This is a genomic window from Streptomyces pyxinae, assembly GCF_024756275.1.
In the GTDB taxonomy this organism is placed as follows: Bacteria; Actinomycetota; Actinomycetes; order Streptomycetales; family Streptomycetaceae; genus Streptomyces; species Streptomyces pyxinae.
Window position 1 is genome coordinate 1 of record NZ_JANUGQ010000022.1, and the last position, 17,914, is coordinate 17,914.

14 protein-coding genes are annotated in these 17,914 nt (G+C 74.7%); 8 read left to right on the forward strand and 6 right to left on the reverse strand.

The features are described from left to right. On the forward strand, positions 1-205 hold a 205-nt coding region (locus NX801_RS22570; protein ID WP_258789676.1), incomplete at its 5' end, for a sigma-70 family RNA polymerase sigma factor. A 298-nt stretch (positions 206-503) separates the two neighbouring features. After that, positions 504-683 (forward strand): CsbD family protein, encoded by a 180-nt coding sequence (locus NX801_RS22575; RefSeq protein WP_258789677.1) that lies wholly within the window; start codon positions 504-506, stop codon positions 681-683. Between the two features lie 339 nt (positions 684-1,022). Here the strand turns inward: NX801_RS22575 and NX801_RS22580 are convergent, their stop codons facing one another. Further along, positions 1,023-3,857 (reverse strand): SpoIIE family protein phosphatase, encoded by a 2,835-nt coding sequence (locus tag NX801_RS22580; RefSeq protein WP_258789678.1) that lies wholly within the window; start codon positions 3,855-3,857, stop codon positions 1,023-1,025. A gap of 271 nt (positions 3,858-4,128) precedes the next feature. Here NX801_RS22580 and NX801_RS22585 point away from each other — a divergent pair, with 271 nt between their 5' ends. The 4 genes from NX801_RS22585 to NX801_RS22600 all read left to right on the forward strand — a co-directional run bounded on the left by NX801_RS22585 (position 4,129) and on the right by NX801_RS22600 (position 10,900). Beyond that, positions 4,129-7,056, forward strand: a complete 2,928-nt coding sequence (locus NX801_RS22585; RefSeq protein WP_258789679.1) for a SpoIIE family protein phosphatase — start codon at positions 4,129-4,131, stop codon at positions 7,054-7,056. Between the two features lie 452 nt (positions 7,057-7,508). Beyond that, positions 7,509-8,969: a S1 family peptidase gene (locus tag NX801_RS22590; protein WP_258789680.1), complete on the forward strand. Its 1,461-nt coding sequence runs from the start codon at positions 7,509-7,511 to the stop codon at positions 8,967-8,969. A gap of 337 nt (positions 8,970-9,306) precedes the next feature. Next, positions 9,307-10,227 carry an isocitrate lyase/PEP mutase family protein gene (locus tag NX801_RS22595; RefSeq protein ID WP_258789681.1) on the forward strand — a complete coding sequence of 307 codons (921 nt, stop codon included), beginning with the start codon at positions 9,307-9,309 and terminating at the stop codon, positions 10,225-10,227. 433 nt (positions 10,228-10,660) lie between these two features. Continuing rightward, a complete protein-coding gene (locus tag NX801_RS22600) occupies positions 10,661-10,900 on the forward strand; it encodes a transglycosylase family protein (protein WP_258789761.1) in 240 nt (79 codons plus the stop codon). A gap of 58 nt (positions 10,901-10,958) precedes the next feature. Here the strand turns inward: NX801_RS22600 and NX801_RS22605 are convergent, their stop codons facing one another. Next, positions 10,959-11,150 (reverse strand): hypothetical protein, encoded by a 192-nt coding sequence (locus NX801_RS22605; RefSeq protein ID WP_258789682.1) that lies wholly within the window; start codon positions 11,148-11,150, stop codon positions 10,959-10,961. A 564-nt stretch (positions 11,151-11,714) separates the two neighbouring features. Here NX801_RS22605 and NX801_RS22610 point away from each other — a divergent pair. Further along, positions 11,715-12,527 (forward strand): SAM-dependent methyltransferase, encoded by an 813-nt coding sequence (locus tag NX801_RS22610; RefSeq protein ID WP_258789683.1) that lies wholly within the window; start codon positions 11,715-11,717, stop codon positions 12,525-12,527. Positions 12,528-12,665: 138 nt separating this feature from the next. Here NX801_RS22610 and NX801_RS22615 read toward each other — a convergent pair whose 3' ends face one another. Continuing rightward, entirely contained in the window at positions 12,666-13,568 is a 903-nt protein-coding gene (locus NX801_RS22615) for a helix-turn-helix domain-containing protein (RefSeq protein WP_258789684.1), read from the reverse strand. 87 nt (positions 13,569-13,655) lie between these two features. Next, the gene (locus NX801_RS22620) at positions 13,656-13,871 is read right to left on the reverse strand and encodes a DUF397 domain-containing protein (RefSeq protein ID WP_258789762.1); all 216 of its coding nucleotides are present in this window, start codon (positions 13,869-13,871) and stop codon (positions 13,656-13,658) included. 177 nt (positions 13,872-14,048) lie between these two features. On the opposite strand from NX801_RS22620, the gene NX801_RS22625 reads away from it, so the two are divergent. Further along, complete coding sequence (locus tag NX801_RS22625; RefSeq protein WP_258789685.1) at positions 14,049-14,618, forward strand: ATP-binding protein; 570 nt, start codon at positions 14,049-14,051, stop codon at positions 14,616-14,618. 159 nt (positions 14,619-14,777) lie between these two features. On the opposite strand, the gene NX801_RS22630 is transcribed toward NX801_RS22625, so the two are convergent. Both NX801_RS22630 and NX801_RS22635 read right to left on the reverse strand, forming a co-directional pair. Next, positions 14,778-15,035 (reverse strand): WhiB family transcriptional regulator, encoded by a 258-nt coding sequence (locus NX801_RS22630; RefSeq protein WP_258789686.1) that lies wholly within the window; start codon positions 15,033-15,035, stop codon positions 14,778-14,780. Positions 15,036-15,359: 324 nt separating this feature from the next. Beyond that, positions 15,360-17,831: a SpoIIE family protein phosphatase gene (locus NX801_RS22635; RefSeq protein WP_258789687.1), complete on the reverse strand. Its 2,472-nt coding sequence runs from the start codon at positions 17,829-17,831 to the stop codon at positions 15,360-15,362. Positions 17,832-17,914 lie beyond the last annotated feature (83 nt).

Below are 17,914 nucleotides of genomic sequence, written 5' to 3' on the forward strand. Positions count from 1 at the left end.
GGAGCTGGTCGAGGACTTCCACGCGCTGGCCCCGCTCATCGCCGGCCTGGACGAGCGCGACCGGCAGATCATCCATCTGCGGTTCGTAGAGGAGCTGACCCAGTCGCAGATCGGCGAGCGCCTCGGCTGCTCCCAGATGCATGTGTCCCGGTTGCTCTCCCGCACCCTCAAGCGCCTGCGCGAGGGGCTGCTCACCAACCGCTGAGACCACTTCATGGTTCCGGGAGCCGCACCGGGCTCCTCCCCGGCCGAGAGTTTTCGTGCTCTCGTGCGGGGGAGGGGCCCTTCTCCCGTTGTACGCCTCTGGGCGCACGCCCTGCGGGACGGCGGGAATCATCGCGTTCCCCCGCAGGGCGCCCTGAGTGCTGAACCGGCGCCGGACGGCAGAAGAATGAGCGATTTTTCGCATCGGGGAGTTTGCCGGAAAGCACAACGGTCACATGTCCTGGTGTCAGCGATCCACAGAGATCCGCAGGACACCACGACACGATCCGGAGGTTGGCATGTCGGCGAACGAGAAGGCCAAGGCGAAGACCGAGCAGGCCAAGGGCAAGGTCAAGGAGGGCGTCGGCCGCGCTGCGGGCAATGAGCGCATGACGGCCGAGGGCCAGGCGGACCAGACCCGCGGCGACGCCCGGGAGGCCAAGGAGAAGACCAAGGACGCCTTCAAGCCCAAGCACTGAGGGCGGGCGCGAGAATACCGCGCCGACGTGACGGGGCCGGCCCATCGGGCCGGCCCCACGCGTATGTCGGAAAACTCCTGACCCTGGCCCCATCGCGTCCGGAACGCCGTCCGGAACACCGCCGGGAATTCGCCGGGCTCCGCGAAACACCGGGCCCGGCGAATAGCGGTCGGCCCGCCGAACAGTGACCGGCCCGGCGACGAGGAAGCCGCCCCGGTGAAGAGGGCCCGGGCCGGTGAGGCAAGGGGCCGGGCCGGTGAAGCACGGGGCCTGCGGGCGGGCCGGCGGCGAGACGACGGCCAAGGGCGCAGGACGGGGCACCCGGGGCGCCCGGGTGGTTCAGAGCGGGCCGTCCAGGTCGAAGAGGTCCTCCGGGGCGGGCCCGGCGCCCTCGGTCAGCGGCTGCTCCACCCACATGACCTTGCCGGTCGGGGTGTACCGGGTGCCCCACCGCCCGGCGAACCGCGCGACCAGGAACAGGCCCCGGCCGCCCTCGTCGGTGTCGGCGGCCCGGCGCGGATGCGGAGCGGTGCTGCTGCCGTCGGACACCTCGCAGATCAGCCCGCGCTCGTACAGCATCCGCACCCGGATCGGCGGGGACCCGTACCGGATGGCGTTGGTGATCAGCTCGCTGAGCATCAGCTCGGTGGCGAAGCCCAGCTCGTCGAGGCCCCAGCCCTCCAGCCGGCGCACACAGGCGGCGCGGACCGGGGCGACGGCCGCCGGGTCGGGGGGCACGTCGAACTCCGCGACCCGGGAGGCGTCCAGCCGCTTCGTCCCGGCCACCAGGAGCGCCACGTCCTCGGTGTGGTGGTCCGGCAGCAGTGTCTCGTGGAGCGTCCGGCAGATCTCCTCCGCCGGCCGGTCCGCGCAGCCGGCCAGTACCTCCCGGAGCAGCCGCCGGCCGGTCGTGGTGTCCCGGCCGGGACCGGCGAGCAGTCCGGCGGTGTACAGCACCAGGCGGCTACCCTCCGGAAGTTCGAGAGCGGTGGAGTCGAAGGGCAGCCCGCCCCGCCCCAGCGCCGGGAAGGCGGGCAGCTCCAGTTCCTCGACCGTGCCGTCCGGCCGGACCAGCACGGGCGAGAAATGCCCCGCCGCCGCCAGCTCACAGCCGCCCGAGACCGGGTCGTAGACGGCGTACAGACAGGTGGCGCCGGTCAGCCCCGCCCCGCTCGCCCCCGTCCCGGCCTCCGTGTCCGTCCCGGATCCCGTGTCCGTCCCGGACCCCCGGTCCGCCCCCGCCGCCGCGTCGGCCTCCGTGCCGTACCCGGCCGCCGACTCCGTCTCCTCGTGGGCCTCCTCCCGGTCGACCCGGGCCACCAGCTCCTCCAGATGCCCCAGGATCTCGTCCGGCGGCACGTCGAGCGCGGCGAAGGTGTGCACGGCGGTGCGCAGCCGCCCCATCGAGGCGGCCGCGTGCAGCCCCCGGCCCACCACGTCCCCGACCACCAGCGCCACCCGGGCGCCCGGCAGCGGGATGACGTCGAACCACTCCCCGCCCCCGCCCGCCCGGGCCGGCAGATAGCGGTACGCCACGTCCAGCGCGTCCTGGTCGGGCAGCACCCGGGGCAGCAGGCTGCGCCGGAGGGCGACCGCCACGGTGTGCTCCCGGGTGAACCGGCGCGCGTTGTCGATGGCGACGGCGGCCCGCGCGGCCAGTTCCTCGGCGAAGTCCAGGTCCTCCGCGTCGAAGCGCTCCGGGCGGGCCGAGCGCCAGAAGTTCGCCATGCCCAGGGTGACCCCGCGTGCCCGCAGTGGCACCGTCACCAGCGAGTGGATGCCGTACGCCAGCGTCCGGTCCGCGCCGGCCGGATCCTGCGCCCGCCAGCCGTGCGCCACCCGCAGATCCGCCTCCAGCACCGCGTGCCCGCCGGCCAGCGCCGCGGCCATCGGGGTGGTCGGCTCGTCGAAGGCGATGAGCTCGCCCGCCCGCTGGAGCGGACCGGCCGGATCGACCCCGGTGAGCGCGGCGCGCCGCATCGCGGTCAGCGGGCCGGACGGCTCCTCGCCGCCGAGCACCGGGTCGAGCAGCTCCACGGTGGCGAAGTCCGCGAACCGGGGGACGGCCACCGCCGCCAGCTCCTCGGCGGTGCGCACCACGTCCAGCGTGGTGCCGATCCGCACCCCCGCCTCGTACAGCAGCTTGAGCCGCTCCCGGGCCACCTCGGCCGCGCCGGAGAGGGCCCGCAGCTCGGTGGTGTCCCGGAGCGTCGCCACGGTGCCCGGGGGGCCGCCGTGCGGAGCGGTCGGCCGGGTGCTGAGGGCGAGCAGCCGGTCGCCCGCCGGCCGCACCTCGTCGGTGACGGTACGGCCCGAGGCCAGCAGCGCCGCCACGGCCGGGTCGAGGCCCAGCGCGCCGACGTGCCGGCCCTCGGCGTCGGCCGGCAGCTCCAGCAGCCGCCGGGCCTCGTCGTTGACCAGGGTCAGCCGGCCGTCGCCGCCGACGATGACGACTCCTTCGCGCACCGCGTGCAGCACCGCGTCATGGTGCTCGTACATCCGGGTCATCTCGGCCGGCCCCAGCCCGTGCGTCTGGCGCCGCAGCCGTCTGCTGACCAGCGCCGAACAGCCCGCCGCCAGCACCAGTGCCAGGGCTCCGGAGCCGAGCAGCGCCGGGAGGTGCCGGTCCACCGGATGCCCGGCCCGCCCGACCGCCACCCCGGCGCTCACCAGGCCCACGACGGTACCGTCCGCACCGGTGACCGGCACCACCGCGCGGGCGGTACCGGCCGGCCCGTCCCCGGAGACCTCCGTGACCGGTCCGCGTACCGCCCGGGCCGCGCCCGCCGCCCGGGTGCCGACCAGAGCCGGGTCCGAGTCGGCGTACCGGAGGCCGGCCGGCGACATCACGGACACCGAGTCCACCCGGGCCCCCCGCCGGGTCCGCTCGACGGCCGGCTGGAGCACCGCGCCCGGTGCGGGCGAGCGCAGGGCCGCGGCGGTCCCCGGCGCCTGCGCGAAGGACTCGGCGGCGGCGAGCGCGTGGTGCTCCGCCGCCTGCTCGCCGTCCGGGCGGGACTGGAGGACCAGGGCGATCACGGCCGCCGTGATCAGCAGCAGCGCGACCAGGATCTGGAGCAGCAACACCTGCGAGGCGGCGCTGCGGGCCCGGAACAGGGACCGTACGGGTCGGCGGAACGGGCGGCGGCGCGCATCCGGGGACCCTCCACTCATGCCTTCTTTGTCTCATCGGCGGCGGTCCCGCGCCATCCCGGAGCCCGGAGCCCGGCGTGCCTTCGGTTCGCCGGTCCGGAGCCCGGCGTGCCGTCGGTCCGTCGGTCCGGGGGTCCGTGGGTCCGTGGGTCCGGGCCGGGAGGCGCGGCGGGGGCCGTCACCGAATGGACCAAGCCGTCCCGGCCCGCCACGCCGTCCGGCGCGGGCTGGGACAGAATGACCGGGGAACGGGCCGTACGACCGGGGAAACCGGCCACTGAATGAGGTGGGTATGGGGAGCGCCGGCAGCGACCACTCCGGGACCGGCGCCGTCCCGGCCGGGGCCGGCGGGCGCCCCGGCGGCCGTGGCCCTGACCGGCCCGGTGACGGTGACCGCCCCGGCGGCCGTGACCGGCCCGGCGGCCGTGGCCCTGACCGGCCCGGTGGCGGCGGCCGGGCGGGCGGCGGCAGTGCCGGGGCCTTTGTCGCGAGCGAGCTGACCGGAGCCGCCGTCGCCGTGCTGGAGCTGGACGCGGACGCGGTGGTCCTCCGCTGCACCGAGAGCGCCGAGCTGCTGCTCGGCCGTCCCGCCCGCGAGCTGTGCGGCGCTCCCGTGCACCGGCTCCTGGCCGACTCAGAGGCGGCCGCCGACGAGGTGGCCCGCTGCCGGGCCGGCGCGCGGGACGGCGAGACGACGGTACGGAAGGGGGACGGCTCCGAGCTGGCCGTCGCCTACCGCCTGGTGCCGCTCCGCACCGGGCGCGGGACCGGCGCGGAGACCCACTGTCTGGTCGTCGCGGCCCCCTGCGACCTGGTCGACCAGCGCCGGCACGACGACGCGTTCACCACCGAACTGTTCCTGCAGAACCGGGTCGGCCTCGCCGTCTTCAACCGCGACCTCGCCCTGATCCGCACCAACACCCCGCTGCTGCCCTACACCGGGCTCCCCGCCGAGCTGCGCGGCCACCAGCTGGCCGACTTCCTCCAGCCGGCCGACGCCCGGGCCGTCGAGGCGGGACTCATCCGGGTGCTGGAGACCGGGGCCCCGCTCGTCGACACCGAGGTGCTGATCCGCACCCGGATCGACCCCCGGGAGGGCCGGACGCTCTCCATGTCGGCGTTCCGGCTCCAGGGACCTGACGGACAGGTGATGGGCGTGACCGCGCTCTTCACCGATGTCACCGACGAGTGGCGGGCCCGCGCCCGGCTCCGGCTGCTGCACCGTGCCACCGAGGTGCTGAGCGGCTCGCTGGCGGTCGCGGAGACCGCGCGGGACCTGGCCGGGGTGCTGGTGCCCGGACTCGGGGACCTGGCCGCCGTGGACATCGCGGACCTCGTCTTCACCGGCGAGGACCCGCGCCCCGGCGCCACCCGCCCCGGCGACCCCGGACCACCGGAACGGCCCGCGCCCCGGGCCCGGCCGACCGTGCTGCGCCGGGTCGCCACGGCCGCCCGCCCCGGGACCCCGGCCCCGCCGGCCGGCGCCGTCCTCGTCACCGGCCCGGGCGAGCCGCCCGGCAGCAGCCGCTGGCCGGACCGCGGCGGCCCGGCGGAGCCCGTACCCGGCGGCGACCCGGGCCCCGGGGGCGGCGAGGAGACCCGTGGCGGCATGAGCGTGCCGCTGCTGACCGGTGGCATGCCGCTGGGCCGGATCACCGTCTGGCGGACCGGGGACCGGCCGGCGTTCGAGGCGGACGACCTCTCGCTGCTGGAGGAGATCGGCTCCCGCGCCGCCCTGGTGGTCGAGAACGCCCGGCGGTACGCCCGCGAGCGGCGGGTCGCCGTGAGCCTCCAGCGGAGCCTGCTGCCCCCGGCGACCACCGAGAGCACCGCCGTCCGGACCGCCAGCGTCTACCGTCCCACCGACGCCGCGACCGGGGTGAGCGGCGACTGGTTCGACGTCATCCCGCTCTCCTCGGCCCGGGTGGCGCTCGTCGTCGGGGACGTGGTGGGCCACGGACTGCGGGCCACCGCCACCATGGGCCGGCTGCGCACCGCCGTCCGTACCCTGGCCGACCTCGATCTGGAACCGGACGAACTCCTCGCCCACCTCGACGACCTGGTCGCCCAGCTGGCCCGGGAGACCAGCCCGGAGCCGGGCCCCGGGGAGGGCGCCTGGGGCCCGGAGCCGCCGACCGGGCACCCCGGGGAGGACGGGCGGAACGGCCGGGTGGGGCAGCCACGCCCGGACGGGCGGCCCGACCCGGACGACCGGGACGGCCGGAACGGCGACGACCTGGACCGTGGCCGGGACCGGGACCACCGGCGCGACGACGACCGGGGCCGGGACCGGAACGGCGACGACCGGGGCCGGGAGGGCGGGGCTCGCCGGGGTGGCGGCGGCCGGGACGGGGGGAGTCCGGGCCGGGGGGACTGGGCGGAGGAGTACGAGGAGGAGTCCGCCGCCGGGGACGCGTACGACTCCTTCAGCGCGACCTGCCTCTACCTCACCTACGACCCGGTGACCCGGCACTGCGTCATGGCCAGCGCGGGCCATCCACCGCCGCTGGTGCTCGCCCCGGACGGCACCGCCGGCTACCCGGAGATCAGCCCCGGCCCACCGCTCGGCGTCGGCGGTCTGCCCTTCGAGCGCCTCGATCTGCATGTCGAGGAGGGCAGTGTGCTGGCCCTCTTCACGGACGGCCTGGTCGAACAGGGCAGGACCGATGTGGACGCCGGCCTGGCAGCGCTGCGCCGTGAACTCCTCGCCGCCCGCCCCGGTGACCGGCCGCTGCGGGAGGTGGGCCGGGAGGTGGTGGACACCCTCGCGCCCCGGCTGCCCGCCGACGACGTGACCCTGCTGCTGGCCAGGACCCGGGCCGTTCCCGGGGAGTCGGTGGCCACCTGGACCCTGGAGCCCCGGCCCGAAGTCGTCGCGGAGGTCCGGCGGTTGCTCACCGACCGGCTCGCCGCCTGGGGACTGGACGAACTCGCCTTCACCACCGAGCTGGTGGCCAGTGAACTCGTCACCAATGCCATCCGCTACGCCGGTGGCGGTCCGGTGGAACTGCGGCTGGTCCGCGCGGCCACCCTGATCTGCGAGGTCTCCGACCCGAGCGCCACCCAGCCCCGGATGCGCCGGGCCCGCTCCACCGAGGAGGGTGGCCGGGGCCTCTTCCTGGTCGCCCAGCTGACCAGCCGCTGGGGCAGCCGGTACACCCGGCGGGGCAAGACCATCTGGGCCGAACAGCCCCTGCCCGGGCGCCCGTCCGGCCGCTGAGCGAGTCACCGGACCGGCTCCGGACAAGGGTGAAGCCGCTCCCGGGACGAGGAGCGGCTTCACCGGCGCGGGGGCCCGGCACTCCGGACCGGCGGCGGTGGACGACCACCGCGGTGGCGGGCGGTGGTGCCGGAGTTCCGCCGGCCGGACCGTGCACCCGCGCCGCCGGGGAGTGACACTACGGCCCCCGCCGGACGGCCGATGGAACCCGGAGACACCGCCGATGCAACGGCGAGGTGTGTTGTCCGGCCCCGGAGCGCCCGAGCCGGGTTGGATTGCGCACAGCCGGTTGTCGAACGTCCGGCGCCGGTCCCGGAACGTCCGGCGCCGGTCGGTCCCGGAATTCGCGCGGCCGGCTGAACGCGGCGCCGGGGCGACCCGTACAGAGGGTGGACGCGTCCCCCGGCCGCCGACGGCGACCGGAGTCCGAACCACCCGCAGGAGACGTTGAGTTGAGTCACAGGCGCATACCCAGGAGACACGCCGCCCTCGCCGCCGGCGGGGCGGTGGGCATCGCGGCGGCGGCCGTGCTGCTGCCGCATGCCAACGCCTCCCAGTCCGGCACGGATCCCGGGCCGGCGGCCACCGCCCGCACCATGAGCGCCGCGGCGGCCGTCGGGCTGGTCCGCCGGCTCGGCGCCGGTCTCGGTGACACCTACGGCGGGGCCTACTACGACGCCGGCAAGCGGCAGCTGGTCGTCAATGTGGTCGGCGGCGACCGGGCGTCCGCCGACCGGGTGAGCCGGGAGGGCGCGGTGCCCCGTACCGTACGGAACAGCACCCGGGCCCTCGCCGCCGCCACCCGCACTCTCGGCCGGCGGGCCACCGTCCCGGGCACCTCCTGGGCGATCGACCCCCGGTCCAACCAGGTGGTGGTCACCGCCGACCGCACGGTCACCGGCGACCGCTGGGACCGGCTGGAGTCCGCCGTCCGGGAACTGGGCGGCGGGATGGCGCGGATCCGCAAGTCGGCGGGGGAGTTCAAGCCCTTCGTGGCCGGCGGCGACGCCATCTTCGGGGGTGGTTCCCGCTGTTCGCTCGGTTTCAATGTCACCACCGGGGACGGCCGGAGCGCCTTCCTCACCGCCGGACACTGCGGGGTGGCCGCCCGGCAGTGGTCGGCGGACCAGAACGGCGCCCCCGTCGGCACGGTCCAGCGGGCGGTGTTCCCCGGGGACGGCGACTTCGCGCTCGTCACCTATGACGACCCCGGCACGGAGGCGCCGAGCACCGTGGACGTGGGCGGCGGCCGCACCGTGGAGATCCAGCGGGCCGCCGACGCGACGGTCGGCGGGCAGGTGTTCCGGATGGGCAGCACCACCGGGCTGCACGACGGTCAGGTGACCGGCCTCGACGCCACCGTGAACTACCCGGAGGGCACCGTGTCCGGGCTCATCCAGACCAATGTCTGCGCCGAACCGGGGGACAGCGGCGGCTCGCTCTTCACCCGCGACGGCGCCGCGGTCGGGCTCACCTCGGGCGGCAGCGGTGACTGCGCCGCGGGCGGCGAGACCTTCTTCCAGCCGGTGACCACCGCCCTGGCCGCGGTCGGCGCCCGGATCGGCGCGGACGGGGGCGGCGGCGACCAGACGGGCGGCGCCGGCGACGACGGCGACGCGCAGGCCGGTGGTACCGGCGACGGCGGCGCGCAGAACGGCGGTACGGGCGACGGCGGCGCGGCGTCGGGCGGTGGTGACGACACCTCCGGCGGCGCGGGCGGCGACGGCGGCATGGGCGACGACAGTGGTACGGGCGACGGCGGCGACTCCGGCGCCATGACCGGCGAGGCGGACGGCGGTGACGGGGCCGGCTCCGGCGAGCCGGGCGGCGGCGCGGCGGCCGGTGGCGACGCGTACGGCCACGGGGGCGCGTCCGGTTCCGGCCGTGCCCCCGCCGGCGGCGGACAGCGGTAGCCGGGAGCACCTCCCGCCACGGCCGGCCCGGCCGGTTCCGCCCCGGCTCCCCACCCACCCACACCCATCCACCCACCCAGACCCGTCCATCACCCACCCCCACGCACCCACACACTCACACCAACCCGGCCCCGGGCGGACCACCGCCCGGGGCCGGGGGCTTTCCGCGAGCGGTACCGGGACGCCTCCCGCAGCGGCCGACACGCCGGGGGACAGGCGTACGATCCGGCGATTCCGCGTGACCTTCTTCCGCCGCGCGTCCTTAATGCATCGGGACCGGTCCCGCACCACCGGCTCTCCCCTCCCCACCCCCACAGGCCCACAGGAGAACGACCCGATGAACGCGTCCACCACCCCTTCCCCGGCGACCGGCGGCGGTCCGGCCACGGTCAGGGCGGCCCCGGCCGGCCGGCCCGGGGCCGCACTCCGGTCGGCGGCAGCCGCACCCGGCACCACCCCGCTGATCGGCGTGTACGACATGTACTCGGCCACTCTGGCGGCCCGGCACTACGACGGCCTCTTCGTCTCGGGGTTCGGCTTCGCCGCCTCCTACTACGGTCTGCCCGACATCGGGTTCATCGCCTGGCCGGACATGGTGGACTTCACCGAACGGCTGCGCGGCGCCCTTCCCCGGCACCATCTGCTGGTCGACATCGACGACGGCTACGTCGACCACGAGGTGGCCTGCCATGTGGTGCGGCGCCTGGAGCGGATCGGTGCCTCCGGGGTCGTCATGGAGGACCAGAGCCGTCCGCGCCGCTGCGGGCACCTGGAGGGGAAGCAGGTGCTGGCGCTCGACGACTACCTGCGCAAACTGGACGCGGTGCTGTCCGCCCGTACGGACCTGGCCGTGGTCGCGCGCACCGACGCCACCGACGAGGCCGACATCCTGCGGCGGGTGACGGCCTTCGCCGCCACCGGTGCCGACGCGGTCCTGGTCGACGGGGTGCGCAGCACCGACCTCATGCGCGCGGTCCGCGCGGCGGCCGGGGACAAGCCACTGGTCTTCAACCAGATCGCCGGCGGCAAGTCGCCCCGTCTCTCGCTCACCGAGCTGACCGCCCTCGGCGTCGATCTGGCCATCTACAGCACCCCGTGTCTCTTCGCCGCGCACCGCGCCATCGACGCGGCGCTCAACGGGCTCGCCGCCGCCGACGGACTGCTTCCCGCCGCCGACGGCGAGGAGCACATCGGTGTCGCCGACACCACCGCGCTGCTCACCGGAAACATCGACCGGGCCGCCGCCGCGACCCGATAGGAGCACCACCGGGTGCCGGGTGGGGCGGGCCGCCCCTACGGTCGATAGCGCATCGCCCGCCCCACCAAGGAGCCTGATGAACAGTCATCGGTCGGCCCGTCCGTCCCTCTCCCGCGCCGCCAAGGCCCTCCTGACCGCGGCCGCGCTCCAGACGGCCGTGCTGCTCGCCGCTCCCGGCGCCCACGCCGAGCCGGTGCGGCTCCCGGACGCCCTTGCCGCCGAACCGGTGAAACCGAGACCGAAGGCGAAACACCGGACGAGACCCGGCGCGAAACCGCATGCGAAGCCCCCGGCACAGTCCAAGGCGAAGGCCAAGCCGCAAGCGAAGGCCAAGCCGAAGTCCGGAACCAAGGCCGCCAAGGGCACCAGTGCTGGGGCAAAGAGCACCAAGGCAAAGAGCACCAAGGTCAGGAGCGCCAAGGGCAAGAACAAGGTGTCGTCCGGTCGCCGGGTGGACTGGGACGCCATCGCCCGCTGCGAGTCGAGCGGCAACTGGAAGGCCAACACGGGCAACGGCCACTACGGCGGGCTTCAGTTCACCCAGTCGAGCTGGGAGGCGGCCGGCGGCCGCAGATACGCGCCCCGCGCCGATCTGGCCACCCGCTCCGAGCAGATCGCGGTGGCCAAGCGGCTCGCCCGGATCCAGGGCATGGGCGCCTGGTCCTGCGCCTGAGCCCACGGCAGCGCCGGCCCGCCGGTCAGGGCCGCGGGCCGGGCGGGGAAGCCGGTGGTCAGCGCCCGTCGCCGCCCCGCTTCTTCGGCTGTACCGACTCCTGGGCCTCCTCGCTCGGCGACACCGCGTCGGCCGCCTCCCGGTCGTGTTCGTCCTGCTCGCCGTCGTCCAGCTTCAGCTCGGCGTCCTCGAACTCCTTCAGGACCTCGTCTGCCGCAGTGTCGTCGGTCCGGTGCCGCCGCTCGCCCATGGTGCTCTCGTTTCGTTCCGTCGTTTCGCTGTGTCGTGTGGCTGTGTGGCTGTGCGGAGGGATCTTGGCCTCCGCGCACCCGCCCGTCCCCGGGAGGCGCTCCCTTCCCTGCTTCCTCGCCATCGGTGATCCACACCTCCCGTCCGGCCGTCCGGGGGGCCGGGATGCCCGCCCTGCTGAACCGGTGCTCCGGCCGTTCCGGGTTCCGGTCGCCGTGCCCGGCGCGGCAACCGTTCTGATTCGCTCAATTGTTCCCCCTGTGCGGCTTTCGGCCAGGGTTTCCGATCGCGGGCGGCCGTCGGGAAAGAGGTTCGTCCCCGAGCGCGGTCCAGGAGGCGCCGGGATGGGTGGGCCGCGCCCGGGCCGCTCCGTCACCCGTCCGGCACGATATGCGGCGTTCGGGCCCCTGGCGCGGTCATCTCGCCTTGGCCGAAAGGGTGTTGTGCATTTCGGTCAGCGCGGGCACCGCCTGTTCGGGGGCTCGGAGCGTCCCTAACATGTGCGTCTCACGGGCCGGTTCACCGACCGGCACTCCCGACGCGGGTCAACACGGGTGAGGACTGTATGGCGGACAAGTCGTGGCGCCCGGATGCCATCGACACCAAGGTGCCCAGCGTGGCGCGTATGTACGACTACTTCCTGGGAGGGGAGGACAACTACCAGTCCGACCGGGAGGCGTGCGCGGAGCTGCTGCGGGAGGTGCCCAGCACCGCCGAACTGGCCGTCAACAACCGGCACTTCCTGCGGCGCGTGGTGCGGGTGCTCGCCTCGGAGTACGGCATCCGCCAGTTCGTCGACCACGGTTCCGGCCTGCCGACCCGGGACAACGTCCATCAGGTCGCCCAGGCGGCCGATCCGGCGTCCCGGGTGGTCTACGTCGACAACGATCCGATCGTGCTCGCGCACGGCCGGGCGCTGCTGGAGGAGAACGACCGCACCGCGGTCATCCAGGCGGACATGCGCGACACCGACGGCATCTTCGGCCACCCGGAGACCCGGCGGCTGATCGACTTCAGTCAGCCCGTCGCGGCGCTCTTCGTCTCGGTGCTCCACTGCATCCCCGACGAGGACGACCCGGCCGGTCTGGTCCGCCGGGTCGCCGAACGCCTGGTTCCCGGCAGCTACCTGGTCGTCTGCCAGCTCGTCAGCGAGCACCGGCACATCCGGGACTTCGTCACGGACTTCATGGCCGGGGCGACCGGCGGTCACTGGGGCCGGGTGCGTACCGAGAGCGAGGTCACCGGCTTCTTCGACGGGCTGGAGATCCTGCCGCCCGGCCTCGTGGAGGTCTCCACCTGGCGCAAGGACACCGACCTGGCGCCACGTCAGCAGACCGACGAGTGGATCGAGTGGGGCGGCGTGGCGCGACTGCCGTGACGGCCCCGCGTGACCGGGCCGCCCCGCCGCCGGCGGGGGCCCGGAAAGCGCCCGGCCGGTGGCCGGAGAACCGAAGGCGCCCCGCCGCGCCGCCCGGACGGGGCGGACGCGCGGCGGGGCGCCTTTCCGTACGGCGGCTCAGAGCCGGCTCAGCCGGTCGCGCAGCGCCTCCGTCGTCTGCCGGGGTGTGAGCGCGCAGGCGCCGAGCCGGTCCAGCATGTCCCGGTACTGCTCCACCACCTGCGGCTTCTGGCTGAAGGTGCTGTCCGTCAGGTGCTCGATGTAGATCGCGTCCTTCAAGTCACCCAGGGCGAACCGGAGATAGGTGACACCGGTGCCCACGCCGATGGCGGCCGTGACGTCCAGCGGTGCCAGCTGCAGGGTGACATTGGAGCGCTCGGTCAGGGTGATCAGGTGCTCCAACTGGGCGCGCATCACACCGGGTCCGCCGACGGTCCGCAACAGCACCGACTCGTCGATCACCGCCCACAGCCGGGGCCCGTCCGGCTCGGTCAGCCGCCGCTGTCTGCGCTGCCGCAGATCGACCCGCCGCCGTACGTCGTGCGGAAGGAGCCGGCCGGGTCCGGACGTCACCACCGCCTCCGCGTAGTCGGGAGTCTGCAGCAGTCCGGGCACGTAGAACGGCTCATAGGTACGGATGGTGGCCGCCGCGCCCTCCAGAGCGACCAGCGGCGCGAAGAAGTCGGAGAGGACATCGCTGAACGACCGCCACCAGTCCGGCTGGCGGGACTGCTCGACCAGCCGCAGGAACTCCTCCGCCCGTGCGTCGCCCTCGACTCCGTACAGGCTCAGCAGCGCCACCGCGTCACCCTGCTTGCAGCCGGTTCGGCCCAGCTCGATCCGGCTGGTCTTGGAGCGTGAGAAGCCGAGCTTGAGATCGACGTCCGCCGGTTCGAGCCCCGCGCCGGTGCGCAGTTCGCGCAGCTTGGCGCCGAGAATGAGTTTGAGCGCGGTCGGATTGTGCTCGACCGTGCTCAACGAGCGGACGAACAGGGACGGACTCGGTTCGGCGGTTGCCATCACGCGCTCCTGCGGACTGTGGGAACCCGACAGTAACCGGGGCGCGTGTGCCGCCGCCACGGGGAGGCGGCGGCACAGGGGCGGAATTCAGCCGATCAGAAAATCGAAGTCCCCGTCCCGCGCGCCCGCCACGAAGGCCGTGATCTCGTCGCGGGTGTAGATGAGTGCCGGCCCCTGTGGGTCCCGGGAGTTGCGGACGGCGACGCCGCCGTCCGGCAGGGCGGCCAGCTCCACGCAGTTGCCCGTGGGGTTGCTGTGGCTGCTCTTGGTCCAGGTGGCCGAGGTGAGCTCGGTGGCCCGCATGCCGTTGGTGAACTCCACGTGTACCAGCTCCTCTTTGAGTTCATGGGCGCGTACTGCTCCGGAAACCAGTCGATGCAATCCCAGGTGCAATTGCATTTGCTGGACGCTCTCGACAATACTCGTCCCGCACCGGCATCCGCAGCATCGAACTCCGAAGCTCGCAGGGAGACATGACCCGTGACGACAGACATGTCCGCCTTATCGACCGCTCTCACCGCACCGGGCTTCTGGAGCCACACGGCCGAACCTGGCGCGAATCCACCGCTGTCCGTACCGGAGGAGCCCGACGAACCGGACGTGTACGGCGATCCACCGCGCGATTTCGTCATCCCCGGCGGATTCGCCGCCTGCGGACTCGGGGGCCGGCTGGAGAGCGCCGGTCAGGCGCGGCGCTTCGCCACCGCCACCCTGGGCACCTGGTCCCTCCCCGGTCTGGTACCCGACCTCGAAGTGGTCGTCAGCGAACTCGTCACCAACGCCGTACGGCACGCGCTCGGTGCCGCTCCGGACCGGGAGCCGGAGTGTCCGGTCTGGCTGGGGCTCTTCCGGTCTCCGGGCCGGCTCGTCTGCATGGTCACCGACCCCAGTACCCGACCGCCCCGGCCGTGTTCGCCGGACGAGGCGGCGGAGGGCGGCCGGGGGCTCGCGCTCGTCGGCGCGCTGAGCGAATCCTGGTCCTGGTCCCTGACGCCGCCCCGGGGCAAGGCGGTGTGGGCCACCCTGCCGGCCCCGGCCCCCCTCGGCTGACCGGGCTCCCGGCCCCGATCCGGCCGACCGGGCCCCGTCCCCCCACCGCTCGCCGTCGTCGTGGCCGTCCGGTGCACAGCCCGCCGCCGCGGGGCCGTCCGGGCCAAGTCGGCCCCCAACGGCCCCGCGGCGGCGCGGGAACGCGGACGAGCGCTGCTCTCAGGCGCTCCGGGAGCGGGCCCGGCGGTTGAGGCGGCGGCGCAGCGCCCGCCGTTCGTCCTCGGCGAGGCCGCCCCAGACTCCCACGTCCTGTCCCGTCTCCAGGGCCCACTCCAGGCATTGCTCGCGCACCGGGCAGCGGCGGCACACCCGCTTGGCCTCCTCGGCCTGCACCACCGCCGGCCCGCCGGTGCCGATCGGGAAGAACAGGTCCGGGTCCTCCTCCAGGCACGCCGCCGCGTTCCGCCAGTTCTCCATCGTCGCCTCCTCGGGGGGTACACCGGGGCCCTTCCCGGCCTCCGGCGTTCTGTCTCGGGTCACCGCCCCGCGCCGGGCTGAAACCGGGGAATGGTGTATTCCGGGGCCCGGACACCCCGCCCGGCCGCCGTCGTACGCCTCAACCAGCCGTTGTCCGGGGGCGGTTGGCGACCACCCGGCCGACCGGAATTCCGGCCGTTCCGGTAGGCGAGGGCGCGTACCGGAACGGGTACGACGGCTCATCCGGGCCGGAAGCGGGGAGACGCGCACCGGAGCCGGAGCCGGAGCCGGAGCCGGAGCCGGAACCGGTTCGCCGGAACCGGTTCAGAGCAGGGCGGTGAGATCCACCTCGGGACGCTCGGCGAGCGGGGTGCCCGGCAGTTCCTGCTCGGTCCAGACCGTCTTGCCGGTCCGGGCGTGCCGGGTGCCCCAGCGCGCCGTGAGCTGGGCGACCAGCAGCAGCCCCCGGCCGCCCTCGTCGGTGGAACGGGCGCGGCGGAGATAGGGCGAGGTGCTGCTCGGGTCGGAGACCTCACAGATCAGCCGGTGGTGGTGGATCAGCCGCAGGGTGACCGGGCCGCCCGCGTAGCGGTAGGCGTTGGTCACCAGTTCGCTGACGATCAGCTCGGTGGTGAAGGTCAGCTCCTCCAGCCCCCACTCGGCGAGCTGGGCCGTCGTCACCGCCCGGGCCCGCGCCGGGGCGGTCGCCTCGGCGGACAGCTCCCAGCAGGCCACCTTGTCGTCCGGCAGGGTACGGGTACGCGCCAGCAGCAGGGCCACGTCGTCGGCTGGCCGGACCGGCAGCAGCGCCTCCACCACCGACTGGCAGGTCTCGTCCAGCGGCCGGGCCGGTGCCGCCGCCAGCACCGTACGGAGCCGTTCGAGCCCCAGGTCGATGTCGTGCTCCAGACCGTCGACCAGCCCGTTGGTGTACAGGGCCAGCACACTGCCCTCGGACAGCTCCAGCTCGGCCGCCTCGAACGGCAGCCCGCCCAGACCCAGCGGCGGACCGGGCGGCAGCTCGGGCAGCGCGATCGTCCCGTCCGGAGTGACCAGCGCGGGCGGCGGATGACCGGCGCGGGCCAGCGAACAGATCCGGCTCACCGGGTCGTAGACCGCGTACAGACAGGTGGCGCCCACCACCTGCTCGCCGGACCCGCCCTCGTCGTCCCGCTCCTGCTCGCCCGCCAGCCGGGTGACCAGGTCGTCCAGATGGGAGAGCACCTCACCGGGCTCCAGGTCCAGATCGGCCAGGGTGTGCACGGCGGTACGCAGCCGGCCCATGGTGGCGGCCGCGTTGATGCCGTGCCCGACCACGTCCCCCACCACCAGGGCGACCCGGGCGCCGGAGAGCGGGATGACGTCGAACCAGTCGCCGCCCACCCCCGCCGTGCCGCCGGCCGGCAGATAGCGGTGGGCCACGGCGACCGCCGGATGCTCCGGGAAGTCGCGCGGCAGCAGCCGCCGCTGGAGCGCCAGCGCCGTCCGGTGCTGCTGCGTGTAGCGGCGGGCGTTGTCGATGGAGAGCGCGGCCCGGGCGGCGAACTCGCCCGCCAGCGCCAGATCGTCCTCCTCGAACGGGTCCGGCAGCCGGTACCGCCACAGGCTGACCAGCCCCAGCACCACCCCGCGCGCGGTGAGCGGCACCACCATCAGCGAGTGCACCCCGCGCTCCCGGGCGTGCCGCGCGCGCAGCTCGTCGAGACCCGAGAACGGCCCGGTGGGGTCGAACTCGGCCACCAGCACCGCCTGCCGGGTCGCCAGGCAGCGGCCCTGCGGGGTATCGCCCGGAAAGGACCGGAGCGTGCCCACCGGCATCAGCAGGTTCTCCGCCTTGGAGGCCACCGTCTTCAGCGCCGTCCGGCGCAGCGGCCCCAGCGCGCCCGGCACCGGGTCCTCGCCCAGCAGCACCGGCTCCAGCAGATCGACCGTGACGCAGTCGGAGAGCCCCGGCACCGCCACGTCCACCAGCTCGTTCGCCGTGGTGGTCACGTCCAGTGTGGTCCCGATCCCCGAGCTGGCCTCGTTGAGCATCGCCAGCCTGTGCCGTGCCCGGTGCCGGTCGGTGACGTCCTCGACCAGCTGGGTCACCCCGAGCACCCTGCCCTCCGCGTCGTCCAGCCGGAACGCCGACACGGCCACCAGCCGCTCCCGCCGGGGATCGGTGCGCAGCCGGCAGGACTGCTCGGTGAAGATCATCGGATCCCCGGTGGCCAGTACCTGGCGGAGGCCGCTCTCCACCGTCGCCGCGTCCTGCTCCACCAGGAAGTCCCCGGTCCGGTGGCCGCGCGCCAGCTCCGGGGTGATGCCGCTGATCCGGGCGATCGGCCGGTTCACCCGGAGGATCCGCAGCTCCGGATCGTGCACCGCGATCCCGATGGGGGAGCGGCGGAACAGCCCGTCCATCACCGAGCGCTCGATCTCCCACTGGGTGACGTCCGCCGCCGGCGCCGCCTCCAGATACCACTCCCGGATCCCGCCGTCCCGGATCACCAGCCGGGCGCGGACCCCGAAGTCCCGTTCGACGCCGTCGCCGCAGAGCACCGGCAGCACCCCGAACCAGCCGCGCTCCCCGACGCCCTCCGCCACCGTCCGTACCGCCGCCCGGTCCTCCGGGGGCAGCAGAAACGCGGCGGGGCGCCCGAGCGCCGCCTCGGCCGGGTGGCCGAGCAACTCCCGGGCGCGCTCGCTCCAGCCGACGACACGAGCGCGGCCGTCGAGCACCACGGAGACCGCGCGGGCCGGTGAGAACGGGTCCTCCGGGCTCTCGCTCAACGGGGTCAGGGGTCCGGTCATCCCTCTCATCGTCCACCGGCACCCCGGGACGCGCACGCGCTTGCCGCCGGGGGAGGGGCACGCCCCGGCATACCACCGAACGG